Source organism: Sphaerisporangium sp. NPDC049457 (assembly GCF_055586705.1).
In genome coordinates, this window is sequence record NZ_JBVJHR010000001.1 from 176,863 (window position 1) to 201,701 (window position 24,839).

Annotated in this window: 15 protein-coding genes; 13 read left to right on the top strand and 2 right to left on the bottom strand. The window is 67.0% G+C overall.

What is annotated here, in order from left to right:
- Window positions 1–24 precede the first annotated feature (24 nt).
- From ACZ6QO_RS00770 to ACZ6QO_RS00790, 5 genes are all read left to right on the top strand, one after another.
- Window positions 25–6,090 (top strand): nSTAND1 domain-containing NTPase, encoded by a 6,066-nt coding sequence (locus ACZ6QO_RS00770; RefSeq protein ID WP_465847216.1) that lies wholly within the window; start codon window positions 25–27, stop codon window positions 6,088–6,090.
- Entirely contained in the window at window positions 6,087–8,135 is a 2,049-nt protein-coding gene (locus ACZ6QO_RS00775; protein ID WP_465846346.1) for an MBL fold metallo-hydrolase, read from the top strand. Before ACZ6QO_RS00770 ends, ACZ6QO_RS00775 begins: the two co-directional genes overlap by 4 nt.
- Window positions 8,136–8,240: 105 nt before the next feature.
- The gene (gene darT, locus ACZ6QO_RS00780; RefSeq protein WP_465846348.1) at window positions 8,241–8,861 is read left to right on the top strand and encodes a type II toxin-antitoxin system toxin DNA ADP-ribosyl transferase DarT; all 621 of its coding nucleotides are present in this window, start codon (window positions 8,241–8,243) and stop codon (window positions 8,859–8,861) included.
- A gap of 16 nt (window positions 8,862–8,877) precedes the next feature.
- Window positions 8,878–9,921 carry a type II toxin-antitoxin system antitoxin DNA ADP-ribosyl glycohydrolase DarG gene (gene darG, locus ACZ6QO_RS00785; protein ID WP_465846350.1) on the top strand — a complete coding sequence of 348 codons (1,044 nt, stop codon included), beginning with the start codon at window positions 8,878–8,880 and terminating at the stop codon, window positions 9,919–9,921.
- A complete protein-coding gene (locus tag ACZ6QO_RS00790) occupies window positions 9,914–10,126 on the top strand; it encodes a hypothetical protein (RefSeq protein WP_465846352.1) in 213 nt (70 codons plus the stop codon). The genes darG and ACZ6QO_RS00790 overlap by 8 nt, the downstream gene beginning before the upstream one ends.
- Window positions 10,127–10,466: 340 nt before the next feature.
- Here the strand turns inward: ACZ6QO_RS00790 and ACZ6QO_RS00795 are convergent, their stop codons facing one another.
- Entirely contained in the window at window positions 10,467–11,147 is a 681-nt protein-coding gene (locus tag ACZ6QO_RS00795; RefSeq protein WP_465846353.1) for an ATP-binding protein, read from the bottom strand.
- 284 nt (window positions 11,148–11,431) lie between these two features.
- Between ACZ6QO_RS00795 and ACZ6QO_RS00800 the strand changes: the two genes are divergently transcribed.
- From ACZ6QO_RS00800 to ACZ6QO_RS00835, 8 genes are all read left to right on the top strand, one after another.
- A complete protein-coding gene (locus tag ACZ6QO_RS00800) occupies window positions 11,432–12,292 on the top strand; it encodes a helix-turn-helix domain-containing protein (protein WP_465846355.1) in 861 nt (286 codons plus the stop codon).
- A 25-nt stretch (window positions 12,293–12,317) separates the two neighbouring features.
- Window positions 12,318–12,536: a DUF397 domain-containing protein gene (locus ACZ6QO_RS00805; protein WP_465846356.1), complete on the top strand. Its 219-nt coding sequence runs from the start codon at window positions 12,318–12,320 to the stop codon at window positions 12,534–12,536.
- A 151-nt stretch (window positions 12,537–12,687) separates the two neighbouring features.
- The gene (locus tag ACZ6QO_RS00810) at window positions 12,688–15,132 is read left to right on the top strand and encodes a type I restriction-modification system subunit M (protein ID WP_465846357.1); all 2,445 of its coding nucleotides are present in this window, start codon (window positions 12,688–12,690) and stop codon (window positions 15,130–15,132) included.
- Window positions 15,125–16,420: a restriction endonuclease subunit S gene (locus tag ACZ6QO_RS00815; protein WP_465846358.1), complete on the top strand. Its 1,296-nt coding sequence runs from the start codon at window positions 15,125–15,127 to the stop codon at window positions 16,418–16,420. Before ACZ6QO_RS00810 ends, ACZ6QO_RS00815 begins: the two co-directional genes overlap by 8 nt.
- A gap of 68 nt (window positions 16,421–16,488) precedes the next feature.
- Entirely contained in the window at window positions 16,489–19,719 is a 3,231-nt protein-coding gene (locus ACZ6QO_RS00820) for a type I restriction endonuclease subunit R (protein ID WP_465846360.1), read from the top strand.
- 19 nt (window positions 19,720–19,738) lie between these two features.
- Window positions 19,739–20,446 carry a M48 family metallopeptidase gene (locus ACZ6QO_RS00825; protein WP_465846362.1) on the top strand — a complete coding sequence of 236 codons (708 nt, stop codon included), beginning with the start codon at window positions 19,739–19,741 and terminating at the stop codon, window positions 20,444–20,446.
- Window positions 20,443–22,383: an HsdM family class I SAM-dependent methyltransferase gene (locus tag ACZ6QO_RS00830; RefSeq protein ID WP_465846364.1), complete on the top strand. Its 1,941-nt coding sequence runs from the start codon at window positions 20,443–20,445 to the stop codon at window positions 22,381–22,383. Before ACZ6QO_RS00825 ends, ACZ6QO_RS00830 begins: the two co-directional genes overlap by 4 nt.
- Before the next feature lie 43 nt (window positions 22,384–22,426).
- Entirely contained in the window at window positions 22,427–23,980 is a 1,554-nt protein-coding gene (locus ACZ6QO_RS00835; protein ID WP_465846366.1) for a serine/threonine-protein kinase, read from the top strand.
- A 200-nt stretch (window positions 23,981–24,180) separates the two neighbouring features.
- Here ACZ6QO_RS00835 and ACZ6QO_RS00840 read toward each other — a convergent pair whose 3' ends face one another.
- Window positions 24,181–24,831, bottom strand: a complete 651-nt coding sequence (locus ACZ6QO_RS00840) for a response regulator (protein WP_465846368.1) — start codon at window positions 24,829–24,831, stop codon at window positions 24,181–24,183.
- Window positions 24,832–24,839 lie beyond the last annotated feature (8 nt).

A 24,839-nucleotide genomic window follows, 5' to 3' on the forward strand; every position in this document is an offset into this window, starting at 1 on the left:
GTGACGTGTCACGATTTGGAGGTCGTGGTTGCCCATGCCGCCGCAAAGGTGACGGCTGAGGACCTGACTTCGGGTATCCGGCTCTATCCGCCGGAAGGGCGGCGGCTGATCTTTCAGCAGGTGGGGCTGCGCAGTCAAAAGGGAATGAATCCGACCGTCGCCGCCAATCTCGTCCGGCTGCTGCGTGGTTCGGACGGAAAACGAGCGGCCCTTATACACATTCTGAGCGTGCCGCTTCTACACGCTTTCCGTAACGCGGACGACCTGACCGCCGAGGACTGTGGTCTGGTGCTGGGGAAGGAGACGGCGGGGAAAGTCCTGGAGGAGGCGGTGATCCTCCGGCAGGCCCTGCGGGTCATGGCGCCGCCGCTGCCCAGAGCCATCGCCGACCTCATGCTCGCGGCCGTCATACAAAGCGACCTGCCGCTGTCTCCTCTCGCCCTTGGCATGTTCAAGGGCTCTGAACGAGACATGGGGGACGAGGCCCGAAGCGTTGTCGAGGCGCTATGGAGCCAGGTCAGGGCGGAGGTCTTCGGGCTGCCGGAAACGCCGGCGGGAGTGGACGCGCTCTCCGCGCTGGCCGTGGCCGTCGCTCCAATGGATGGGGCCGACGAGGGTGATACGAACGAGGACACCGTCGCGGTCGAGGAAGAGGAGCATGCGCCGATGCAAGAGCATCATCACGATGTCGAGCCTTCGCAGGCCGGTTTGCGAGACGCGCTTCACCTGCTGGACCGGCGCTACGCGGAGGCGTGGGAGGCCGCGGGACGGGTCCGTGGAGCGCTCCAGGAACGCCGTCGCCTCAGTGGTGCCGACGTCGAATGCATCGTGCGTGTTCTGCACGAGTTCGACGAAATCCATGAGCGGATCCAGAGCCTGGACGATGTTGAGGTGGCGGCGACCTCGCTGCATGAACTGACCCGTGCGCTGGACCAGGTGGAGGCCGCACAGGCCATGGGCGAGAGGGTCGCCCGGCTCGTCCACCTCCAGGGACCGCCGGTGCTGAGTGAACAGCTCGCCGAAATCCGTAAGGCGGCCGCCGAAGGGTCCACCGGCGGATTGGACGCGCTCTGCCGACTCATCGAACTGTCCTCGGAGGATCCGGACGCCGTCCTCATCCTCGCCGACGATCTCGAGGAGCGGGCGCGGCGAGAGCTTCCTGGACGGTGGCATCCGTTGATACGCGCAGCCGTGCAAGGACGCCTCACGATAGAGGAGCCGATGGCGGAACCTCTTCCAGGCGTGGAAGCCGACGACGGACAACCTCGCGATGAACCGTCACGCGCAGCGGAGGAGCGGCCGATCGCCCGGAGCGAGGAGGAGAACGACGAGGGAGGCGGCCAAGGGGGCGCCCCGCTCACGGATGTCGATCCACATGACCCGCCTCCGGACGATCAGAGCATGGCCGAGCCGGTCAGACCGGAGGAGCCGGAGCTCGTGGATCTGGACGTCCTGTTGGCCGACAGGTTCGGCCGTCGCCCCGCGACGCCTTCCGCCGGGCTCCGCCCTGAGTCGTCCGAGCGGGTCCTCACGCCGGAGGTCGTGCTGGCGGACGCGCTCGCGGCTCCGGCCGCCGAGAACTCGTCCACGGCGGCCGCATCCGAGTCGCAGAGCCCGGCGTTCGCCGAGGCGGAGGTTGCGGCGCTCGCCGTCCAGCGATTCGGGCTCGCGGCCTGGATCCGGGAGGTGGCTGGCCGGCCGGCGTCCGAGATCGCGGCCCGGCGCTGCGCCGCTCTGGCCGCCGACATGAGCTCGTTCGCCGGCAGATTGTCTGCGGCCTTCATCGAGACGTCCCGGCAGATCACCATCGCCGGCATGGCCGACGACCCCACGGGCCGTCTCCTGGCGTGGGCCGCGGCCATCCGCGCCGGGCTGGTGCACCCCACCGTGGAGTCCTCCCGTCTGGTGGAAGAGTTCTCCTCCGCGGTGATGGGCTATCCGGCGCTTACCTTCTGTGGCACCGCCTTCAGCCAGGCTCTCCGGTCCGGTGTGTACCTCGTGCCGGGCCATTCCAGCCAGATGCGCGACGTCGCCCAGGCCGAGCGGGCCCAGGCCCACGCCGTGGCGGCCTGCACCAACCTCCTGGAGGAGGGGCCGCACAGAAGGATCAAGTACCCGCTGGCCACCGAAGTGTGGAAGTCGCTCATCCAGCCCGACGGAGTGGTGGGTGAACTGGTCGCGGTCGCGGCGCGCGACGACATCGGGCTACTGCAGGAGACCGTTCGCAAACTCGACGAAGTGCGTGAGGCGGGGGCGATCGACCGGCTGATCGACGGAGAGGCCAAGCGCTCCCGGACCACAAGGAACACCAAGATCATTGCAGGGGCGCGCGCGAAGCTCATCGAGATGATCGACGAAGCGGTGGAGAACGTGGCGAACTGGGCCACCGCCGTTCAGGAGGTGCAGATCCGACGTCCCTCCGGCACGGACGAGTGGCTGGCGAGAGGGCTGGCCGAGCTACGGCAGATGGTCAGCCGCAAGAGGGGCGAACTCCACGCCGAACTCGCCGCCTTGAGCGCACAGCCAGATCACCTGCTCGGCGCCGCCGCGGCGGGTGCGGCATATCTGATCAACGACACTCTTCATCTGCTCGACGGCGAGGCGCTCGGCGCAACAGAGCCGTCGGTGGCGGCGGTGCTCAACCAGGATCTCCTTTTCGCCCCAGAGATCCTGCTCGACGCGGATGGTCTCCAGCCCCTGGAACGTCCCAGCATCGAGACGATGGCCCGCATCGCGACCGAGGACGCGCATGACTGGCGCGGCGCCTTCGATGCCCGGGCCGCCCGGCTCGACCACGAAGGCACACGCGCCATCGTGGAGGTGGTCTGCCGTCTTGCCCCCGACCTGGGGAACGAGTTGCGGCACATGAGGGACACGCTCGTCGCGGAGGCTGCGGCGCGGCGCAACGAGCGAGTGGAGGAGGTCCTGGACCGGCTCGCCGGATGGCGCAAGGACGGCGTGGTTCCCGAGACCGACGCGACGAGGATCGCGAGCAGGCTCACGTCGTTGCAACGCTCCGCGCGGGAGGACTTCGGGATCATCGACGGAGAGATCACGTCTCTGGAGTCGGAGGCCGCGTCCATCCGCGCGAACCGCATCGCCGCCGTGGACCGACTGCTCGACCAGAAGATCGCGGCTCACCCCGACGTCCGGGCCGCCGCGTCCCGCATCAGGGAGCACATCGCCATTGGCGATCTGACCACGGCCCGTGAGTTCCTCCAGCAGGCCGAGGCGGGTAGGCCGCTGCCCGCCGTCCACAAGACCGTCGACCACTTCGACCTCTTCTTCCCGCGCTTTCCCGAGGCGTTCGAGGGCATGTCGCTGCAGTCCTCCGGAGGACGGGCTCGCAAGCAGGAGAGCGACGAGTGGGTCACCGAACTGATGGAGGCGATCCGGAGTGGGCGGGAGGTCGCCGACCCCGGCCTGCACGATGTCCTGTCCGAGGCAGGGCTGAGCGTTCAGGCCATGCCGCCCGGTCGGCGTGAGGAGTCCAAGGAAGGGCTGCGGCTGTGGAGGTCGCTCGCCCAAGGCCCCAAGTCCGCCGGGAACCTCGGCACGGCCATCAAGGCCGTGCTCCGGGTGATCGGTCTGGAAGGCCGTCAGGAGGCAGCCGGTCAGGACCAGAGCAGAATCTGGGTGACCTTGCACGACGTGCGATACGGTGACGCGCTGCTACCGGAGTTCGGATCGAAGATGAGCCCTTCCGGGGACAGCATGCGCCTGCTGTTCGTCTGGCGCAGGCCGGGACCGCAACAGCTCATCGAGTGGCTCAAGGACGAGCCGCAGGACCGCACCATCCTGGTCTTCTACTTCGGCGTTCTCTCGCCCGCACAGCGTGAGCAGCTCACCATGGCCTGCCGCAGGCGGCCTCGTCCGGTGACCGCGGTGATCGACGACGCCGCGATCAGCTACCTGGCCGCCCTGCCGGAGGCCAGTTGGACCGCTGCCGTCAGCCTGCTCGCCCCGTTCAGCGCGGCCAACCCCTACGCGCCCACCGGTGATGTGCCGATGGAGATGTTCTACGGGCGCTCGTCCCAGCTCTCCAGCGTGATCAGTGCTTCAGGCTCGTCGATCGTCTACGGCGGGCGCCAACTCGGCAAGTCGGCGCTGTTGCGCGAGGCGGCCGGGACGCTGCGCCGGAGTGATCCCGGCCGTGTGGTGATCCTTGAGCCCATCCAGGAGATCGGCAAGGTCGTCCCGGAGGGCATGCTGTGGCCGCGTCTCGCCACCCGGCTGGCAGAGGTGGGAGTGCTGCCCCAGTCGGGAGCGACGCTCAAGGATCGCGAGGAGATCTGTCACGCGGTAAAGCACTGGGCGAATCAGAGCTCGGGGCGGCAGTTGCTGATCCTGCTCGACGAGGCGGACGCGTTCCTCAACCAGGACGCACGGAACGCGAAGTTCACCAATGTCGAAGCGTTGCGCGACCTGATGCAGGCCACAGACCGGCGGGTCAAGGTGGTCTTCGCCGGCCTGCATCAGACCGCCCGGTTCCAGAGCCTTTCCAACCAGCCTTTCCCGCACCTCGGAGCCCCCATCCCGATCGGCCCGCTGGACCCGCAGGACGCCTTCGACCTGCTCACCAGGCCGCTCATGGCGCTCGGCTTCCGTTTCCCGCCGACTCTGGCGGCGAGGGTGATCGCGGAAGCGAACAACGCCCCGGCGCTCATCCAGCTCTTCGCCGAGGCTCTGCTCCGACGGCTGCGGCGCATTCCCATTCAGGGGGGTGGCCTGCCGTACGAGATCACCTCTGACGACGTGGACGCCGTCTGGCACGACCGAGCTCTTGAAGTGGGCTTCCGTGACCGGTTCGAATGGACGCTGGATCTGGACAAGCGCTACAAGGTGATCGCTTACGTGGTCGCCTTCCACTCGCTCGCCTACGACACGGACAAGACGCTCAGTGTCCAGGAATTGCGTGACGAATGCCTCGCCGTATGGCCCGCCGGTTTCGAGAGCTGCACCAGCGACGGCTTCCGCGGACTGCTGGAAGAGTGCGTCAATCTCGGGGTCCTGGCCTCGGACTCCGGCGGCTATCGGTTGCGGACACCGCACGTCCTTACCTTGCTGGGCGGCGCCGAAGAGGTGTACACGGTCCTGTCCAAGGCCGATGAGTTCGAGCAGCCCGACTCCTTCGACGCGTACGCCTATCGTGCCGTCTACCAGGATGGTCCCGACCGGTCTCCGCTCACCGGTGAGCAGGTGAGCCGCCTCTTCGATCGTCGTGACGGCGTCTATCTGATCGCAGGTTCCGCGGCGCTGCACATCGAACGCGTAGGTGCGGCTCTAGAGGAGGAGGCAGGGCGGCAGCATGTCGCTCACGTCCGGCGGGTACGGCGGGACGTCTGCACCTTCGAGGGCGCGGTGAAGCGCAGCAGAGACGGGGGCGGTCACAACGTCGTGGTCGTCGATCTCGCGGGCCGCTCGGTGGAGCAGGCAATGGAGAGTATGGAGGCCGCGGCCGGAGCCGTGGCCATGGATGGGGCCGGCACGCTGGCGGTCGCGCTGGTGGCGCCGCCCGAACTCTCCCCTCTCTGGCTCGCCGCCGTGAACACCGGCGAACCGTCGCAGCAGGTCTGGCTCGTGGAACTGCGGCGCTACGACCAGCCGGACGTGCGCCAGTGGATGAACGACACCGACGACGACCTTGGCTATCGAGACGTACCCGGGCAGGAGGCCCTGCTAAGGGTCACCGGCGGCTGGCCGTTGCTGATCAGCAAGGTCATCGGAGATCGCCACTCGAGCCGGGAACAGGCCCTTGAACGGTGCCTAACCTGGATCGACGACAATCCCATGGAGTTCGTCTCGTCGACCGGCGTGCGCAGGGACACCACGTTGTGGCAAGCCTGGCGGCACATCCTCGACGTCGGCTCCGCCCGCCCTGACGAATTGGCCGATTATCTGGAGATGGCCGGCGAGGAGCCGTCCAGCCCTCTCATCCGAGATCGGCTCACGGCCCACGGCTACCCGTCCTATGCCGCCTTGGTGGAGATTCTGAGGACGCTCGGCGCGCTGGAGCCCAAGGCGGACGGAACCTTCGCGTGCGAGCCGGTCCTGGCCGCGGCGAGCGGGCGGATGGAGGAGCACGGATGACGGACGTGTTGTCGCCCTTACTGAGGGCGGCGGCGGACGTTGCGCTCTCCCGCCCGGCTCTGGCCGGCTACGAGGACGACGCGGACCGGTTCGTCGCCGATCACCGGAGCGATCTGCTCGACATGCTCATCAAGTCGGAGGAGCTGCGGCGGCTCACGCAGGAACGGCTGCGGATCCCCCGCTCGCAGCGGACGGAGCGTGACGTCGCCGACCTTCTGCTGCACACCGATCCGGTGGTGCGGGAGGCCGCGGCGAGGGTCGCGGAGGCGGTCATCAAGAGATCGTCGAACACGGCCGCCGACCGCAGGCTGCGCCGCCTGACCGACAAGGTAGCGGAGTTGAAGGAAAGGCTCCGAACGGCGAACGGACGGCTCGCCAACGCCGGCGTCGACATCGAGACCTACCGCGAGGCGACGCGCGAGGCGACCGAACGGGCCGACCTGCTGGACGCCGAGCTCGCGGCGACGCGCCGGCGGTTACGTGACCCGAAGTTCATGACCTCGGCGCTCTTGGCTCTGCTGCAAGAGGAAGTCCCGGAGCCGGAGGGAGATTCGAGCACTCGTGACCCGCAACGGCCCAAGACCGAGCCCACCGAGCGGCCTCTCTCCCTCCTGGACTCCGCAGCCCGCGCCGCCGAGATCAGCCCCGACAGCCTGGTCAAGGCACTCCAGGCGCTCATCGAACCGCCGGTGGCACCGGACACCGCCACGGTGGTGGCGGTCCGGGAACGTGACCTGCGTGTCGTGCCTCTGGGCGGCGGGACGCGGATCGGCGGCTCGTGCCTGCTGGTCGAGGCCGGCGGGACGCGGGTCCTCGTCGACGCCGGGCTGGTGCCGGGGGACCCGTCCGAGCCGCCTCAGGACATCGACCAGGCCCTTGACGGCCCCGTCCACGCCGTCGTGGTGACACACGCCCACAACGACCACTGCGGCTACGTCCCCGCTCTGGCCGAGCGGCTCCCGGGCCTGCGGATCATCGCCACTCCGGAGACCACGCAGCTCATGCCGGCGATGTGGGCCGACTCCGTGAAGATCATGGAGCAGCGGCGCCGGCTGGCCGACACCTGGGGCGCCAGAACCGAGCCGCTGTACGGGCGCGGAGCGATCACGAGAGCCACCCAGGGATGCGAGGAGCTGGCCTTCGGCGTGCCCCGCCGGATCGGTGATCTCACGGTCGAGTTGTTCCCGGCCGGTCACATCCTCGGCGCCGCCGGAGTGGTGGTCCGGGCGGGTGACTCCAGGGTTGTGGTCACCGGCGACATCTCGGGATTCCGGCAGCACAGCGTCGGCGGGTACGCCCTCCCGGAGCCCGCGCGGTACGCCGACCTGCTGGTGATGGAGTCCACCTGCTGCACCGAGGACCACCAGGAGCGGAGCGACCTGGTGAGCACTCTCGTCAAGGCCGTCGAGAGTGTGTACGCCGGAGGTGGCCGGGTCCTCATCCCGGCGTTCGCCCTCGGCCGCGCGCAGGAACTGGCCCTGATCATGCGCGACCGGCTCCCGCACGTGCCGGTTCTCCTCGACGGCATGGCCGCGGAGATCGGCCGGTCCTTCGAGACCATCACCGCCGGTGGCCCGCGTCCGCTGTCGGTCTTCGGGGACAACGTGTCCCGCGCCCGTCCTGGTGACCTGGACGAGTTCACCCGCGGTGTCGTGATCAGCACGTCTGGGATGCTCGCGGGCGGCCCCGCGGTCCGCTGGGCGGCCTCGATCCTGCCGGACCCGAAGAGCGCCCTGTTCCTGTCGGGATACCAGGACGAGGAGTCACCGGGGCGACGGCTGCTGAACGCCGCCCAGGGCGGGGCGCCGCAGTTGGTCATCGACGACATGGGAGAGGAGAAGAAGATCCCTCTGCGCGCCCGGGTGGAGATGATGCGGCTGTCCGCGCACGCCGACAAGCGGGGCCTGCTCGACATCGCGGACGAGGTCGGCGCCCGAGAGGTGATGCTCGTCCACGGCCTGGCCAGACGGCAGGCCGACTTCCGCGAGATCCTCCGCCTCCGCGGCCACACCGCCACGCCCACCGCAGCGTGGCGTGTCGTCTGAACCGTCGAGCTTCCGGCTCCTCGCAGCTTTGGCCGCTTCTTCCACGTCGATCGTCGGCGGCCGAGGAAGACTGCTCGTCCTCGGCCGCTGTAGGGAGAACAACTCGTGACCCCCATCTACCACATCACTCATGTGGAGAATCTGGCCGGAATGATCGGTCGTGGCATCCTTTGTGATCATGACCGGCAGACTGGTGCGATGCGTTCGGTCAATATCGGGCACCGGCACATCAAGGACCGCAGATCGCGGCGAGTAGTGCCCTGCGGAGCCGGAGGCACGCTTGCCGACTACGTGCCGTTCTACTTCGCGCCGCGGTCGCCCATGCTCTACGCCGTGTATCGGCAGAACGTCGACGGCGTCACCGCGCGGCAAGAGGACATCATCTACCTCGTCTCCACCTGTGAGTCCGTTCTGTCCGCCGGGTTGGCCTTCGCATTCACCGACGGCCACGCCATCATGGGGTTCAGCGAGTTCTACGATGACCTGAGTGACCTGGACAAGGTCGATTGGGACATCATGCGGGCTCGCTACTGGAACGACACCGACCGAACGGGTGAGCGGCCACGGAAGCGTCAGGCGGAGTTCTTGGTCCACAAGCGGTTTCCATGGTCATCGATCACCATGATCGGGGTCATGAACGAGGCAGCCCGCATCCGAGTCCGCTCGATCGTCGCCGAAGTCGAACACCAGCCCGAAATAATTGTCCGCCGCGACTGGTACTACTAAGAGGAGGGAGGTCATCATGCTCACGCTGCGTAGCGGCAACCTCCTCGACGCGGATGTCGAGGCGCTGGTCAACACCGTGAACACCGTCGGTGTGGCAGGCAAGGGCATCGCCCTGCAGTTTCGGCAGGCATACCCAGACAACTTCACGTCTTATGCCAGAGCCTGCAAGCGCGGCGAAGTGGTGCCAGGGAAGATGTTCGTCTACGACGACGGGCGCATGGGTAGCGGGCGCTATGTGATCAACTTCCCGACCAAGCGCCACTGGCGAGCGGGCTCACGCCTGGAGGACATAGAGTCGGGCCTGGTCGACCTTGTGCGCGTTCTCCGTGAGCTGGACATCCGATCGGTTGCGATACCTCCTCTGGGGTGCGGTAACGGGGGGTTGGACTGGGGTGACGTCTACCCCCTTATCCAGAGGGCGGCAGCGAAGCTGCCCGATGTCGAGGTGGTCGTCTATCGCCCCGAAGGCTCGCCTGATCCCGAGAAGATGATCGTCCGCACTGAACGCCCGTCGCTCACGGTCAACCGCGCCGCTGTCATCGCCCTGTTCGGGCGCTACCTGCTCCCCGACTATCGCTTGACCGCTCTCGAAGCGCAGAAACTGACCTACTTTCTGCAGGAGTGCGGCCAGTCGCTACGTCTGCAGTTCACAAAGGGTAAGTACGGCCCATACGCGGAAAATTTGCACCATGCGCTGCAGCAGCTTGAGGCCCACTTCATCCGCGGCTACGGCGACCGAACGCAGGGTGCCCGCATCTTCCTGCTGCCCGGAGCGGTGGAAGAGGCCGACCAGGTGCTCTCCCAGGACCCGGAGACCGCCGCGCGTGTGGCGCGTGTGGCCTGCCTGATCGAGGGATTCGAGACCCCTTACGGCCTTGAGCTCCTTTCGACGGTGCACTGGGCGGTCAAGGAGACCAGCAGCGCCGATGCGTCAGATCTGAGCCGGTACATCCGCGAATGGTCTCCCCGCAAAGGGGCTTTGTTCGAGCCGTCGCATGTCAGCGTGGCGCTGGAGCATCTCCGCCAGTTGAAATTCGTGCCGGTTCGCGCCGGTGCTTGATCTTCTTCGCGAGAAGGCTCCTGCGGAGCCGACCACAGACGGCAGGTTGGCCACGGACGTGGTCCGCGAAGCGCTGCTCATCGCCAATCGCCTGCGGCGCATGGAAGTCGCCCGGCCGGAGGCGCAGGAACTCGCCAACGATCCGGAGGACCTGGCGGAAATCCGAGCCGTACGTCGCGACCTGGGCGAAGACTCTGCGCGGTGATGTCTGTCCTGAACAATCTACGTTCAAGGGAAAGATCGCGGCGGCGGGCGTAGGGCGGAGCGGGGGATGGGGCGACGTGGGCGTACCCGTGGTGCGGTGCCAGGGGTAGGCAAGTCGGCCTGGGATTCGTACCTCTCCGCCCGCCACACCAGCTCAGCGAGTTCCTCTGGACTGGCCGCCTCGATCAGACTGGGCCGCCCTTGGTGGCAGGCCGGTGCGAGCGCCCACCAGCGTCCGGTGGCGGCGCCGTACCAGAGACTCCAGCCGGTGAACCGCCGCGCCAGCGCCCCCACGATGTCCTGGCGCGCTGTGGCGGGGTCGGGACCGGTAGGTGCCGCCGTCACGCGGGAGCTCCTGGCGTAAGGGCGGGGGAGAGTTCGGCCCAGGTGGTGGTCCTGCGGTGGCCGATCACGAAGCCCCAGCAGGTCGCCACCTCCTCCACCAGGCGCAGGCCCCGACCTCGGAGGCCAACGTCGTCGAGGTCCCCGGCCCACCCCGGGAACGCCTCGCAACCGGCGGGGCGCATGCGGGGGACGCCGTCTGCGCCGTCGTCCCGCACCTCGACCCGTACGCGGACGCCGGCGAGCAGCACGTACAACGTCACCGTGCCGCCGGGCAGGGACGAGCGGGAGTGCTGGACGCTGTTGGAGACCAGTTCGGAGATCACCAGCAGCGCCTCCTCCAGGAGCGGGCACCCGTCGAGCAGCTTCCGCGCGAACGCGCGTGCCGCCCCCACCTGCTCCACCCGTCCGGCGAGCGTGACGAACCCGGCGACGGTTCGTGGCTTCGGCGCCACGGCCCGGTCACGGCCGACGTCCGGGCCGGTGTCGTCGGCCGCCTTGGGGCCGGTGGCGCCGCCTACGACGACCATTCCGGGTACCCGTTCCGCCCGTTCGCCGGAGGTCGCGCAGTCCCGAGCCGGTTCGACCGACTCGCAGCCCTGCGCCGTCGCCGCTCCGCTCTCCACCGCGACACGCTGCGCGGGCACCACCTCCCACAGCGGGACGCCGACCCGAGCCACCTCCCGCTCCAACACCTGAAGCACCCGCGCCCCAGCCCCCAGCAACTCCACCCGCCCTGCCTCACGCCCCACCACTACCTCCACAGGCTTGCGGTTGCCCGTCCCGTATCGACACAGGGCAACCGCTTGACTACTGACTGTTCTCGGAGTGTCGCGGAGCGCAACTGCGTCGTGCAAGTGCATCAAGCAAATCCGTCGAACTTTCGTCGCGTATTGTGCGGGCGGCGTGACGACTGGTGACGCTAAGGTTCACCCGAAACGTCTCCACGGCTCCGAGGTGCAGCATGTCCGTCAACCAGGGACCCACGGTTCGGCGACGTCGACTGGGCATGGAACTGCGGCGCCTGCGGGAGGCCGCCGACAAGACGATCGAGGAGGTTGCGCGCCACCTAGAGCGGTCCGCGTCGACCGTCAGTCGTATCGAGACGGGGAAGACTGTGCCGCGGCTGCGCGATGTGCGGGACATGCTCACTATGTACGGAGTTGTGGATGGCCAACAGCGGGAGTTGCTGCTCGCCATGGGGCGAGAGGCGCAGCAGAAGGGATGGTGGACGGACTACGAAGACGTCTTGCCTGCCGGCTTCGAGACATATGTAGGGCTCGAAGCCGAAGCCGCGTCGTTGCGCACCTACCAGACCAACCTCATCCATGGTCTGCTGCAGACCGAGGAGTATGCGCATGCTCTTCTTCGCGCCGTCCGTCTCATGGACAGCCAGGACAGCGTGGATCGCCTGGTTTCTCTACGCATGAGGCGGCAGTCGGCCCTCGTGCGTGACCCTCCACTTGAGCTATGGGCTGTGCTTGACGAGGCTGTTCTGTGCCGTCCCATCGGTGGGGCTGCCGCCATGCGGGCTCAGTTGAAGCACCTTGTGCAGCTTGCGGGCTCGCCCACCGTCACCATTCAGATCCTGCCGTTCGCGAAGGGGGCGCACGTCGGACTGATCGGCCCGTTCTCGATCATCGAATTCCCCGGCACGAACGATCCTGATGTCGTTTACGCGGAAAGTCCGGCTGGGAACCTGTATGTAGAGAAACCGAAGGATGTGCGGCGATATACCCTGGTTTTCGATCATCTCCGCGCTGTTGCGCTGCCACCGGATGAATCGATGGCCGCCATCACTGCGGCAATGAAGGCGATCGTGTGACAGAGACGGAAGGGCGGGAGCGGCGATGGATGGGACGCAGCTCAAGTGGCGTAAGAGCTCACGCAGTGCCAACGGGTCGGAGTGTGTGGAGATTGCCGTGACGGGAAGTGCTCCAGGGGGGCCAACGAGAGATCGCTGGGTGTTAGTGCGAGACAGCAAGAACCCGTCGGGCCCGATGCTCAGGTTCACTTCAATGCAATGGCGTGCCTTCATCGGCGGAGTGAAAGCGGGGCGGCTGGGCTGAGGGGACACCTTCAGAGCCGCAGATGATAGCTGTGTATGGCGCTCACAACTGTATTGCTGTAGGGTCTCGTTTGGCTGATCGGGCTTCGTGTGGGTCCGAGGGGCGGCAGACTTGCTCTGCTGTCTGAAGTGTCGACGAGAAGGGTCACCCCGTGGCCAAGCTGACGTTGCCCCAGTTGGAGCGCCATCTGTTCGGGGCGGCGGACATCCTCCGCGGCAAGATGGACGCCTCGGAGTTCAAGGAGTACATCTTCGGGATGCTTTTCCTGAAGCGGTGCTCCGACCAGTTCGAGGTGGTACGCGCCGCGCTCATCCAAGAGCTGCGGGCCGGCGGGCGCAGCCAGGAGGAGGCCGAGCGGGCCGCCGACAACCCGATGTTCTACGAGGGCGGCAGCTTCTTCGTCCCGGAGAACGCGCGGTGGCAGTACATCAAGGACAACTCCCGCAAGAAGGGCGTCGGCGACCTGCTCAACAAAGCTCTGCACGAGCTGGAGCTCGCCAACTCCCGGGCCTTGGAAGGTGTCCTTGAGCACATCGACTTCACCAGGAAGGTCGGCCAGTCCACCATCCCGGACAAGCGGCTCCAGCAGCTCATCGACCACTTCGACCGCTACCGCCTTGGCAACGACGACTTCGAGTTCCCCGACCTGCTCGGGGCCGCGTACGAATACCTGATCGGCCAGTTCGCCGACTCGGCGGGCAAGAAGGGCGGCGAGTTCTACACGCCGCGAGGCGTCGTCCGCATGATGGTCCGCTTGGTCAAGCCCGGCCCGAACATGCGCGTGTACGACCCCTGTTCCGGCTCGGGCGGCATGCTCATCCACGCCAAGGAGTACGTCGAGGAGCACGGCCTTAACCATCGTGACCTGACCCTGTGCGGCCAGGAGTACAACGGCGGCACCTGGGCCATCTCCAAGATGAACATGATCCTGCACGGCGTGCTCAACGCGGACCTGCGCAACGACGACACGCTGGCCAACCCGCTGCACAAGGAGGGCGGGTACCTCACCCTCTTCGACCGGGTCCTCACCAACCCGCCGTTCTCGCAGAACTACAGCCGTGACGGCATGGAGCACCCCGAGCGGTTCACGAAGTACGGCTTCGCCCCCGAGACGGGTAAGAAGGCCGACCTGATGTTCGCCGAGCATGTGCTGGCCGTGCTGAAGCCGGACGGGATCGGCGCGATCGTCCTGCCGCATGGCGTGTTGTTCCGTGGCGGCAAGGAGAAGGAGATCCGCGAGCGCATGCTCAAGGACAATCGGGTGGAGGCCGTCATCGGCCTGGCGCCCAACCTCTTCTACGGCACTGGCATCCCGGCCTGTGTTCTCGTCCTGCGCGGCAAGGCTCTGCGGCCGGAGGAACGGCGCGGCAAGGTGCTGTTCATCAACGCCGACCGCGAGTACACCCAAGGGCGGGCGCAGAACTACCTGGACCCGCAGCACGCCGAGAAGATCGTGGCGGCGTTCGAGGAGTACCGGGAGATCCCCGGATTCGCCCGCGTGGTCGACATCAAGGAATTGGCGGAAAACGACTTCAACCTCAACATCCGCCGCTACGTCGACAACACCCCACCGCCCGAGCCTCAGGACGTTCGAGCCCATCTGCACGGCGGCGTCCCCAAGGCGGAGGTCCGCGACAAGGCACACCTGTTCACCGCGTTCAACATCGCCCCGGCGACGCTGTTCGCCGAGCGGGACGCCGACTACTACGACTTCCTGCCGGAAGGCTGGCAGCGAACGCTCGAACGCCTGCCGTCTCTGGCCGAGCCGGCCGAGACGCGGCTGCGTGAGGCGTTCTCCGACTGGTGGTCCCGCCACAGCAAGCGCCTGGTCGAGCTCCCCGAGACCCGCAAGGTCATGGAGATCCGCGCCGAGCTCCTGCACTCCTTCGTCGCGGAGCTGAAACCACTTGGCCTGCTCGACCGCTTCGAGTTGGCCGGAGTTGTTGCCGCCTGGTGGGGCGAAACCCAGTACGACATCAAGACCCTGTCCCTGCACGGCTTCAACGGCGTCGTCGAAGGCTGGCTCACCACCATCGAAAGCGCCTTCGCTATGGACGAAGAAGAAGCCGAATATTGGGACAAGCAGAAGATCGCCACCGAAAAACGCAAGGCCCGCGACCATCGTGTCGTTCCTAAGCTCATCCCCGAATATTTAGTCGAACTAGAAGAAGCAGAAGCCCACTACAACGAACTGCATGCGAATTTGAAGGCGGTGTCGGCCAGGCCGAACGAGGATGAAGGTGAAGTCAACGAACTTGAAGAGACTATTTCGCCTGCCGATCTAAAGCGCCTAAGAGTCGATATTTCAGCTGCTCGCAGCAAGTTGAGTCTCCTTCAGACTGATTTCATTCGCCGCCTCCGTCAAGCTGTCGATCACCTTAGCGAGGACGCCCATATCAAGCTTGTCCTCAATGTGTTTCGTGATGCCCTACGCACTCGTCTGGATTTCCGTGCAGAAGTCGTGCGGCGAGCCTTGATTAATTCCGTAATAATGTGGGCGGACAAGTATGCCGTCACTCTTCGCGAATTGGAAGTGCAGAGAGTGGACGCTGCTGCACGCCTGGAAGCGGACCTCAAGGGGCTCGGGTATGTGTGACGAGTGGCGATCTGTCGAGCTTGGTAAACTCGCGATCGAAAAAGTCCTTGGCACGGCTTCCCGAGGTGAGAATGGAGTAGGCGACCTGACGCTGCTCAAAATGGGTAGCTTGCGAGCCGGAAAAATAGAGAAAACTCAGATAGAGCCGGTTGAGTCTAGAGCCATCTCAAATCTAAGTAGGCTTAGGTTGCATCCCGGTGATCTGCTTTTCAACACGCGAAACACTCCTGGTCTTGTTGGGAAAGTGGGCGTGTGGCGGGACGGTGATGGCGGCACTGTGCCGGATAACAATCTTATGATAATACGGTTCGAGAAGTCTGTAGACCCGCGTTATGTTGCTGCGCAGCTCACTTTCGGCCCGCCTGCTGCAAGGGTTCGTAGCTTGGCAATGGGTACTACGAGCGTTGCTGCTATCTATTGGCGGGATCTCGGTCTGGTGAAGATACCTCTGCCGCCGATCGAGGAGCAGCGGCGGATCGCAGATATTCTTGAGGCTCTAGACGGACAAGTCGCGTTGATCGGTAGCGTGCTGGAAAAGTACGCCAAACTCAGGCTCGGTCAGGTGCGTGCCGCGATGTCGGAAGGGCTTGATTTGCTCCGGTCGGCCGAAGCTTCCGAACTTGGGGCTGTCGCTATCTCAAACAGCGGCGCCTGGTCGATAGCCCCTTTGGGGGGCGCGCTGCTGGGTATAGAAGCGGGCCATAGTCCGAGTGTGGAGGATGTGCCAGCTGGGCCTGGCGAGTGGGGCGTTCTCAAGGTAAGTGCTGTTGGTAGAGATGGGTTTCGGCCGCAGGAAAATAAGGTGGCACACGATCGATCTCTACATATAGAGGCGTTGTGTGTGAGGCGCGGCGATCTTTTGATCACTCGAGCGAATACCTCTGAGTTGGTTGGGCTGAGCTGCATAGTACGGGAAAGCCCTAAAGGGCTGATGCTTTGCGACAAAACTCTGCGCTTGCGTGTAGATCGAGAACGGTCGTCCCCCGAATATATTCAGCTGAGTCTGGGATTGACTGAAGTTCGACGTCAGATTCAGATCGCGGCCACGGGCACCAGTGGAAGCATGAAGAATATCACTCAAGCATCGATCCGGCGTTTGATGATCCCTTGGGCTGACCCGGAAGCCATGGAAAAGGTCGTTAAGCTCGATGACGCATACGTCTGCCAAATGGGAGTTTATAGGCGGCAGATGCAAGCGCTGCAAAGCCTTAAAAGTGGTCTAACGGAAGATCTGTTGACCGGGCGAGTGCGGGTGTCGGAGGCGGAAACGGTGCTTGAGGGATTATAAACTCGGAGATCGGAGGGCGCGATCTTGACCGCATTTTCCGGTTATGTGGGATAGTGACGGGAGCTGGGATGGCTGGGCTGGAGTATTCGCTCGTTGAGCGGCCGTTATGTGAGCAGCTCAAGGTCATGGGGTGGGCGCATCTCGAAGGGGCCGAGTACGGGGCGGTTATTCCGACCAATCCGTTCGCGTCTGGGCGGTCGATGTTTGATGAGGTGGTGCTCGACGACCGGCTTCGGGCCGCTGTTCATCGGATCAACCTGGGGCCGGACGGGAAGCCGTGGCTGGATGAGGGGCGGATCACCAGTGCGGTGAACGAGCTTTCCCGGATTTCGGCCGGCAGTCTGCTCGAAGCGAACCAGAAGGCGACCGAGCTGCTGATCAAGGGCACGGTGGTGGACGGGGTGCCGGGGTGGGAGGGCGGTAAAGGGCGCACCGTTCACTTCATCGACTGGGAGACGCCGGCGAACAACGAGTTCACCGTGGTCAACCAGTTCCGGGTGAACATCCCCGGCACGCAGGGCAGGCCGGTCATCCCCGATGTGGTGCTGTTCGTGAACGGCATCCCGCTCGTCGTCATCGAGTGCAAGGAGCCCACGACCACCAGCCTGGGCAAGGCCGTCGACCAGCTCCTCGACTACGCCGAGCAGCGGCCGAGCCAGACCCGTACCGGCAACCAGAAGCTCTTCCACACCGTGCAGCTCACGATCGTGACCAGCGGCGAGCAGGCCAAGCTCGGCACGTTCTCCGCCCGGCTCGAACACTACGTGCCGTGGAGCGACCCCTACCCGCTGACCAAGGAGGAGCTCGCCGAAGGGCGCGGCAAGGCGGCGGCCGGGCAGCTCAGCCGGCAGGAGATCCTGGTCGCGGCCGTCCTGCAACCGGGCCGATTACTCGACATCGTGCACAACTACGTGGCCTTCATGACCACCGACCAGGGCAGGACCATCAAGGTCGCCCCCAGGTGGCAGCAGTACCGCGCCGTGGACAGGACGGTTCGGCGGCTGCGCACCGGCAGGACCCGCGCCCGGGACGGCAAGCAGGACCGGCGCGGCGGCATCATCTGGCACACCCAGGGCTCCGGCAAGAGCCTGACGATGACCTTCCTGGTCAGGAAGCTCCGCGCCACCCGCGACCTGGAGCACGTCAAGGTCGTCGTGGTCACCGACCGCACCCAGCTTCAGGACCAGCTCAGCGAGACCATGGAGCTCAGCGGCGAGAAGGTGGACGTCGCCGCCAGCGCGTCCAAGGCCAGGGCCGTCCTCGCCAAGCACGGGCCCGGCGTGGTCTTCGTCATGATCCAGAAGAGTCAGGACGGCGGGACGACCCAGGGGATGGCGGCGGGGACGTCGCTGGGCGAGGTGAACGCCGACGAGTCGATCGTCGTGCTCATTGACGAGGCACACCGCTCGCACACCGCCGCGCTCGGCGCCAACCTGCGCGAGGCGCTGCCGAACGCCGCCCGCATCGGCTTCACCGGCACCCCCATCATGACCAGGAAGGGGCAGCGCAAGACCAGCATCGAGCTGTTCGGCCCGTTCATCGACACCTACCGGCTCAAGGAGGCCGAGGAGGACGGGGTGATCGTCCCGATCCTCTACGAAGGGCACACCGTCACCGGCGCCGTCCGGGACGGCCGGGACCTCGACGAGGTCTTCGAGGAGGACCTGGAGGAGCTGACCGAGGAGGAGCGCGAGCGGCTGCAACGGCGCTACGCCACCAAGGGGCAGGTGCTGTCCGCCGAGGAGCTGATCGCCGCCAAGGCCCGGCACATGCTGCGGCACTACGTCGGCAAGATTCTCCCCGAGGGGTTCAAGGCGCAGATCGTGGCGCGCGGCCGGGAGGAGACGATCCGCTACCGCGAGGCGCTGCTGGTCGCCCGGGACGAGCTGGTCCGCCGCATCGAGGCGCTGCCGCCGAAGCTGCTGGACACCCCGTCCACCGAGCTCAAGAGGCGTGACGCGTTCCTGGTGAACGCCGCCCGCCACCTCGACCTGCTCAAGCGCATGGACTTCGTCCCGGTCATCTCGGCCGGCGAGAACGACGACAGCCGGTACACCGAGTGGACCGATCCGGTGCGCCGTAAGCAGCGGGTCGAGGAGTTCACCAAGCCGTACGGCGAGTCCGACATCGGGTTCGTCATCGTCAAGTCGATGCTGCTCACCGGGTTCGACGCGCCGATCGAGCAGGTCATGTACCTGGACCGCTCCCTGCAGGACGCCGAGCTGCTCCAGGCCGTCGCCCGGGTGAACCGCACCTCCGAGGGCAAGGACTTCGGGTACGTCGTCGACTACCAGGGCGTGGCCAAGAACCTGCTAGACGCGCTGCGCGTCTACGCCCGCGACTTCGACGGCACCGAGGCGGAGGACGTGGAGTCCGCGCTCAAGGACCCGAGCACCGAGATCGCCAAGCTGGAGCCGCAGCGCGACCGGCTCCGCCTGATGTTCCGCGACCCCGCGGACATCGAGGGGTGCGTGCAGACGCTGGAGGACGAGGAACTCCGCGCCCGGTTCAACGTCGCGCTGGCCGCCTTCCTCAAGACCGTCAACGCCGTCCTGCCCGATCCCGCGGCCAAGCCGTTCCTGGCGGACGCCAAGCGGTTCACCGTCATCCGGATCACGGCGACCCGCCGGTACCGCGACGACGACGGGCACTTCGACCCGGCGGCGTACGGGGCGAAGATCCGCGAGCTGATCGACGAGCACGTCACCGCCCTCGGCATCGAGCAGAAGCTTCCCCCGGTCGCGCTCACCGCCCCCGACTTCGCCAAGAAGGTCGAGGCGCTGCCCGGACCGCGGGCCAGGGCGTCGGAGATGGAACACGCCATTCGGCACCACATCACCGTGCACCGGGGCGAGGACCCGGCCCGCTTCCAGCGATTGAGCGAGCGGCTGGAGGAGATCCTCCGGCAGCACGCCACCGACTGGGAGCAGCTCGTCGCCGAGCTGAGCGGCCTGATCACCGAGATGACCGAGGAGGAGCCGCGGAATCCGTTCGGGTTGAGCAAGGTGGAGAGCGCGCTCTACGGGGTCATCCTGCAGGAGACCGCGACCTCCGCCGACAGCGCGCAGGACGAGCACCTCGCCGAGGTGGCCAGGAAGATCCACCGGACCGCCGCCGAGACGATCCACCTCACCGACTTCTGGACCGCCGGCAAGCAGGTGGACCAGGAGGACTTCCGCCGGCACATCTTCCGCATCCTGTTCGACGAGCGGGTGTGCGACACCAGGCAGCTCGACCACCTGGCCGGCCTGCTGTTCGACGTGGTCAGGAGCAACCGCCAGTACATACCTCGGGCGTGACCCTGGCATGCTGATGGCCGTGAGCGAGTTTCCGGGGGTCCTGCGCGTCGGCGACCTCGACGTGAGCGTGTCGGTGAGCGAGCGCCGCAGAAGCGTGCGCCTCACCGTCGAGCGGGACTCCTCGGTGACCGCGGTCGTGCCACCAGAGGTGTCACGGGACGAACTGGCCAAGGTCGTCAGGGCCAAGCGGTCCTGGCTGTACGGAAAGCTCGCCGAGCGGCGCGAGTTCGGTGCGCCGCGGCCCGCGCGCGAGTACGTGTCCGGCGAGGGGTTTCCCTACCTCGGCAGGTCCTACCGGCTGCGCGTCGTCGACCGGCCTGGTGATGTGCGGCTGGTGCGCGGGCGGCTGGAGCTGGGCCGCGGTGGCGGGGCGCCGGAGCTGGTCCGCTGGTACCGCCGGGTGGGGGAGGCCTGGCTGCGGCGCCGCGTCCGGCCGTGGGCCGAGCGGCTCGGAGTCGAGGTTTCCGGTCTGCGGGTGCTGCCGCTCGGCTACCGCTGGGGTTCGTGCTCGCCGTCGGGCACGGTGAACATCCACTGGGCGACGATGCAACTGCCTCCCACGCTGATCGACTACGTTCTGGCGCACGAGCTGGCCCATCTGCTCCGGCACGATCACGGTGAGGAGTTCTGGCGGCTGGTCGAACGGGCGATGCCGGACTTTCAGCGTCATCGCGAGCACCTGCGCCGACTCGGCCCCGACCTGTGGCTGCCGGAAGAAGGACGATGATGCGCGACGAGGTCACCGTCACCGCGGCGGAGATCGCACGCCTCGCCGACGTCGGACGCGCGGCCGTCAGCAACTGGCGCAAGCGGTTCGACGACTTCCCCGAGCCGGTCGGCGGCACGGCGACGAGTCCGGCGTTCTCCCTGGTGGAAGTGGAGCGATGGCTGCGCCGCCACGACAGGTATGTCGAGGTGCCGCCGCTGGAACGGGCCTGGCAACTGATGCGCGGCGCAGGCGACGACCTTCGGCTGGGCGACGCGGTCGGCTACGCCGGCGCCTTCCTGCTGTACCTCCAGCGCGACCCGTCCGGTTGGATCACGCTGTCCACCTGCACCGATCGCGAGCTGCTCGGGCGACTCCCCGTGGCCGTCGGGGAAGCGGTCCCGGAACTGCCCGGAGGGCCGCCGGAGGCACCGGGCGTCGAAGCGGACGTCATCCGCGCTCTGGCGGATGTCGCGGCCGAACAGGGGCCCGTCGAGACCTTCGACCAGATCTGCGACCGCTACACCGACCTGCACTCCCGTCGGCTGCTCGCCACCCCGCCCGACGTGGCCGGGCTGATGACCCGGCTGGCAGAGACGTCCGGCAGGACGGTGCTGGACCCGGCATGCGGCATCGGCACTCTGTTGATCGCCGCTGAGGGCTCCCGCGTCCTCGGACAGGACATCAATCAGAGCGCGGCACGGCTGACCGCGATCCGGCTGCTGTTGCACGGCGCCGACGCCGTCATCACGGCGGGTGATTCACTCCGGGCAGACGCCTTTCCCCGGCAGCAGGCGGACGCGGTGGTCTGCAACCCGCCGTTCAACGACCGGGGCTGGGGATACGAGGAACTGGCCGGCGACCCGCGCTGGCAGTACGGCCTGCCGCCGCGCGGCGAGTCCGAACTGGCCTGGGTTCAGCACTGCCTCAGCCACGTGCGACCGGGCGGGCTGGTGGTCATCATGATGCCGGGAGTCGCGGCGAGCCGTCGTTCGGGCCGCCGGATCCGTGGCAACCTGCTGCGCGCGGGGGTGACGCGGGCGATCATCTCGCTGGCGGCCGGCGCCGCGCCCGCGTCCAGTGGAGCGCCTGACCTATGGGTGCTGCGCCGTCCGGAGCAGGACGAGCAGCCTCCTTCCAATGTTCTCCTGGTGAACGCCGGTGAGGACCTGGCCGTCGCCGACGCGGCCTGGCGGGCCTACATCGAGGGCGGTGAACTGCCGGACGCCGCCCGTACCGCCCGGATCATCGACCTGCTCGACGAGGAGGTGTCGCTCACCCCCGCTCATCGAGTGAGCGACCCGGGTCTCACGGAGGCGTCCGCGTTCAGCGCCATCAGAGACAAGGCGGTGGCGGCGATCGCCCGGCTCGGTGTTCCGGACCTGACACCGTTGACCGAACGGCGTGAGCTGCCCATGGCCACGGTGGGAGAGCTCGTCAGGGCCGGGGTGATGACGGTCTTCCAGGGGCCGCTCAAGATGGCCTTCGAAGAGGACGGTGTTCCCGTTCTGACGGTCAAGGACCTCCTGCTCGGCCGCGCGGCCAGCAGGAGGACGACGGACGCGCATGAGCGGGTCGTCATCGAACCCGGGGACGTCGTCTGCCCGCTCGTCCATCGGCGCGACACCGCCGCCCGCGTGATGGCGAAGGGCGGAGCCCTTCTCGGGCCTGAGCTGCTGCTTTTCCGTGCCGACCCCGAGCGGCTCGACCCGCGGTTCCTCGCCGGATGCCTTCGCCGCATCAGTGAGACGAGCACGCGTCCAGGTTCCTCGGGTCGCATCGACCCCCGTCGCGCCCGGCTGCCCCGGCTGCCCATGGACGAACAACGGGTGTACGGGGAGACCTTCCACCGGCTCCAGATCTTCGAGGACGCCGTCCGGGAGATCGGAACGGCCAGTGAGGCCCTGATCCGGTCGGGTGTCGACGGTCTTCTCGAAGGCACGCTGCGGCCCGGCTAGATCCCTTACCCCGTAGACCCCCTTGTTGTCGCCCGGAGGCGTGGTGGCTGAACGCGTGCTGATCCTCGGCCGGTATGAGCTGGACCAGATGCCCCTCGGCAGGGGAGGCATGGGGGAAGTATGGGGCGGCTTCGACAAACGCCTGGACCGCCGGGTCGCCGTCAAGTTCGTCCGTTTTCCCGACGGCGTCCCGGACGCGGGCCTGGAACGCAGGTTCATGCACGAAGCGATGATCATGGCCAGGCTGGACCACCCCGGAATACCGGCCATCCACGACGCGGGAACATTCCGCGATCCGCTCCGCGGGCCCCGGCTGTTCATCGTGATGCAGTTCGTCGACGGGGTCACGCTCGACCACCTCATCGACGAGCAGGGGCCGCTGCCGATCGGCTGGGTCGCCGCGATCGGAGCTCAGGTGGCGGCAGTGCTCAGCGCCGCCCATGACCGATCGATCCTCCATCGAGATCTCAAACCCGCCAACCTCATGCTCTGCCCTGACGGCACGCTGAAGGTGCTCGACTTCGGTCTGGCGGTGCTTCATGACCCGGCGCTGTCACGGCTCACCCGCTCCGGCCAGACACTGGGCACCGCTTCTTACATGCCGCCGGAGCAGATCCGTGCGGGGACCCTCGCACCGCAGACCGATCTTTATGCCCTCGGGTGTGTGCTGTACGAGTTGTGCACCGGCAGCAGGCTCTTCACGGGCAGGACCGAATACAGCGTCTTCGAGCAGCAGATCCAGAGCGCGCCGGCCCAGGTACGGTCGCTCCGTCCCGACGTGCCACCCGAATTGGACGAACTCATCCTGTCGATGTTGGCGAAGCGGGTGGAGGACCGGCCGTCGGATGCCGCCACCGTCCATGACCTGCTGCTTCCTCTTGTGACAGGAGTAGGTCCCCTTCTCGGCGTGACGGCGAGAGGTCCAAGCCCCCTGCGCATGTACGCGCAGGTGGTCGGCCGCATGCTGAACCGTCCTGACGCGACGGCCGGCCAGGCCGCGCGGTTGTCCGCGCAGCCTTCGGGGTGGGGTGGCACCGACTTCAGCAGGGGCGACATCGAACGGGCCCGGCGCGAGGCGGCGTCCCTTGTACGAGAATCCCGCTACAGCCAGGCCGTCGAGGTGCTCGCCGCCGTGGCCGAGCCCGCGAGCAAGGCTCTCGGCCCTGAGGACGTGGAAGTGCTCAGCCTGCGCACGCATCTCGCCAATGTGCTGTTCGAGGCGGGCGACCACCGTCGGGCGGCTCCGGAGTTCCACCGGCTCGCCGATGATCTGGCGAAGCGGTACACCGCCGACGACGAGCGGGTTTTCCAATGCCGTATGCAGGAGGCCATCTGCCATGCGCACCTTGGTGACAGCGTGCTCGCACTCCAGATGTTGAACGACCTGCTGTTCGACGAGATGCACGCCTATCCGGTCGACGACCCGCGAACCCTGGAACTGCGACGGCAGATCGGCGAGTTGGAGAAGAGCGCGGGCGACATCGACTCCGCCCGCCGGACCCTCTCGGACCTACTCGACGATCTCATCCGCCTTTACGGCTCCGACCATCCGGCGACCATCAGAGTCCGCGACAGCCTCGCCCGTCTCACTTTCTAGCGGAGCGAGCGCTGGGACGGCTGTGCATCAACCTGCCTGTTGGAGGGCTTCGCGCATGCTGTCCGGATCCTGCTCACCTCGGGGGACCGCCTCCTCCGGGTCTTGTGGACGTGGAAGCAGGGGTGGAGCAGACGATCGTCGTCCGCCACGACGACACCGTCAGGATCCAGCTCGGCCCGCCGCTGTGATGGGCGGCGGTGTCATGGGGTGGTGGGGGGTCGCAGGGGGAGGAGGCCGCGCTGGTAGGCGACGGCGACCGCCGCCGCCCGGTCGTTGACGTCGAGTTTGGCGTAGATGTGCAGCATGTGCGTCTTGACGGTGGCCTCGCTGATGAACAGGCGGGTGGCGGCCTCGCGGTTCGTGGTGCCCTGGGCGACCAGGTTCAGGATCTCCAGCTCTCGCGCGCTGAGCTGGTCGGCGGGGGCGCGAACCTGGCCGAGCAGGCGGGTGGCCACCGACGGCGCGAGCGCGGCCTCGCCCCGGGCGGCCGCGGCCACGGCGCGTACGAGTTCGTCCCGCAGGGTGTCCTTCAGCAGGTAGCCGGTCGCGCCGGCCTCGATGGCGGGCAGCACGTCGCGGTCGGTGTCGTAGGTGGTGAGGACGAGCACGCGCGCCCGCAGGCCCAGCCTGGCGAGTTCCCTGATGGCCGTGACCCCGTCCATCCTGGGCATCCGCAGGTCCATGAGGATCACGTCGGGCTCCAGCGCCCGCGCCAGCTCGACGGCCTGGACGCCGTCGTCGGCCTCGGCGAGCACCTCGAAGCGGGGATCGCCGGTGAACATGCCGCGGATGCCGTCCCTGACGACGGGGTGGTCGTCGGCGATCAGCAGCCGGATGGGGGAGTCGGGCACGCGGGTCT

Bases quoted from the DNA above. Each gene is read 5' to 3' on its own strand.
- ACZ6QO_RS00775 (WP_465846346.1), top strand. From the start codon at position 6,087: ATGACGGACGTGTTGTCGCCCTTACTGAGGGCGGCGGCGGACGTTGCG.
- darG (WP_465846350.1), top strand. From the start codon at position 8,878: ATGCTCACGCTGCGTAGCGGCAACCTCCTCGACGCGGATGTCGAGGCG.
- ACZ6QO_RS00800 (WP_465846355.1), top strand. From the start codon at position 11,432: ATGTCCGTCAACCAGGGACCCACGGTTCGGCGACGTCGACTGGGCATG.
- ACZ6QO_RS00805 (WP_465846356.1), top strand. From the start codon at position 12,318: ATGGATGGGACGCAGCTCAAGTGGCGTAAGAGCTCACGCAGTGCCAAC.
- ACZ6QO_RS00815 (WP_465846358.1), top strand. From the start codon at position 15,125: ATGTGTGACGAGTGGCGATCTGTCGAGCTTGGTAAACTCGCGATCGAA.
- ACZ6QO_RS00820 (WP_465846360.1), top strand. From the start codon at position 16,489: ATGGCTGGGCTGGAGTATTCGCTCGTTGAGCGGCCGTTATGTGAGCAG.
- ACZ6QO_RS00830 (WP_465846364.1), top strand. From the start codon at position 20,443: ATGATGCGCGACGAGGTCACCGTCACCGCGGCGGAGATCGCACGCCTC.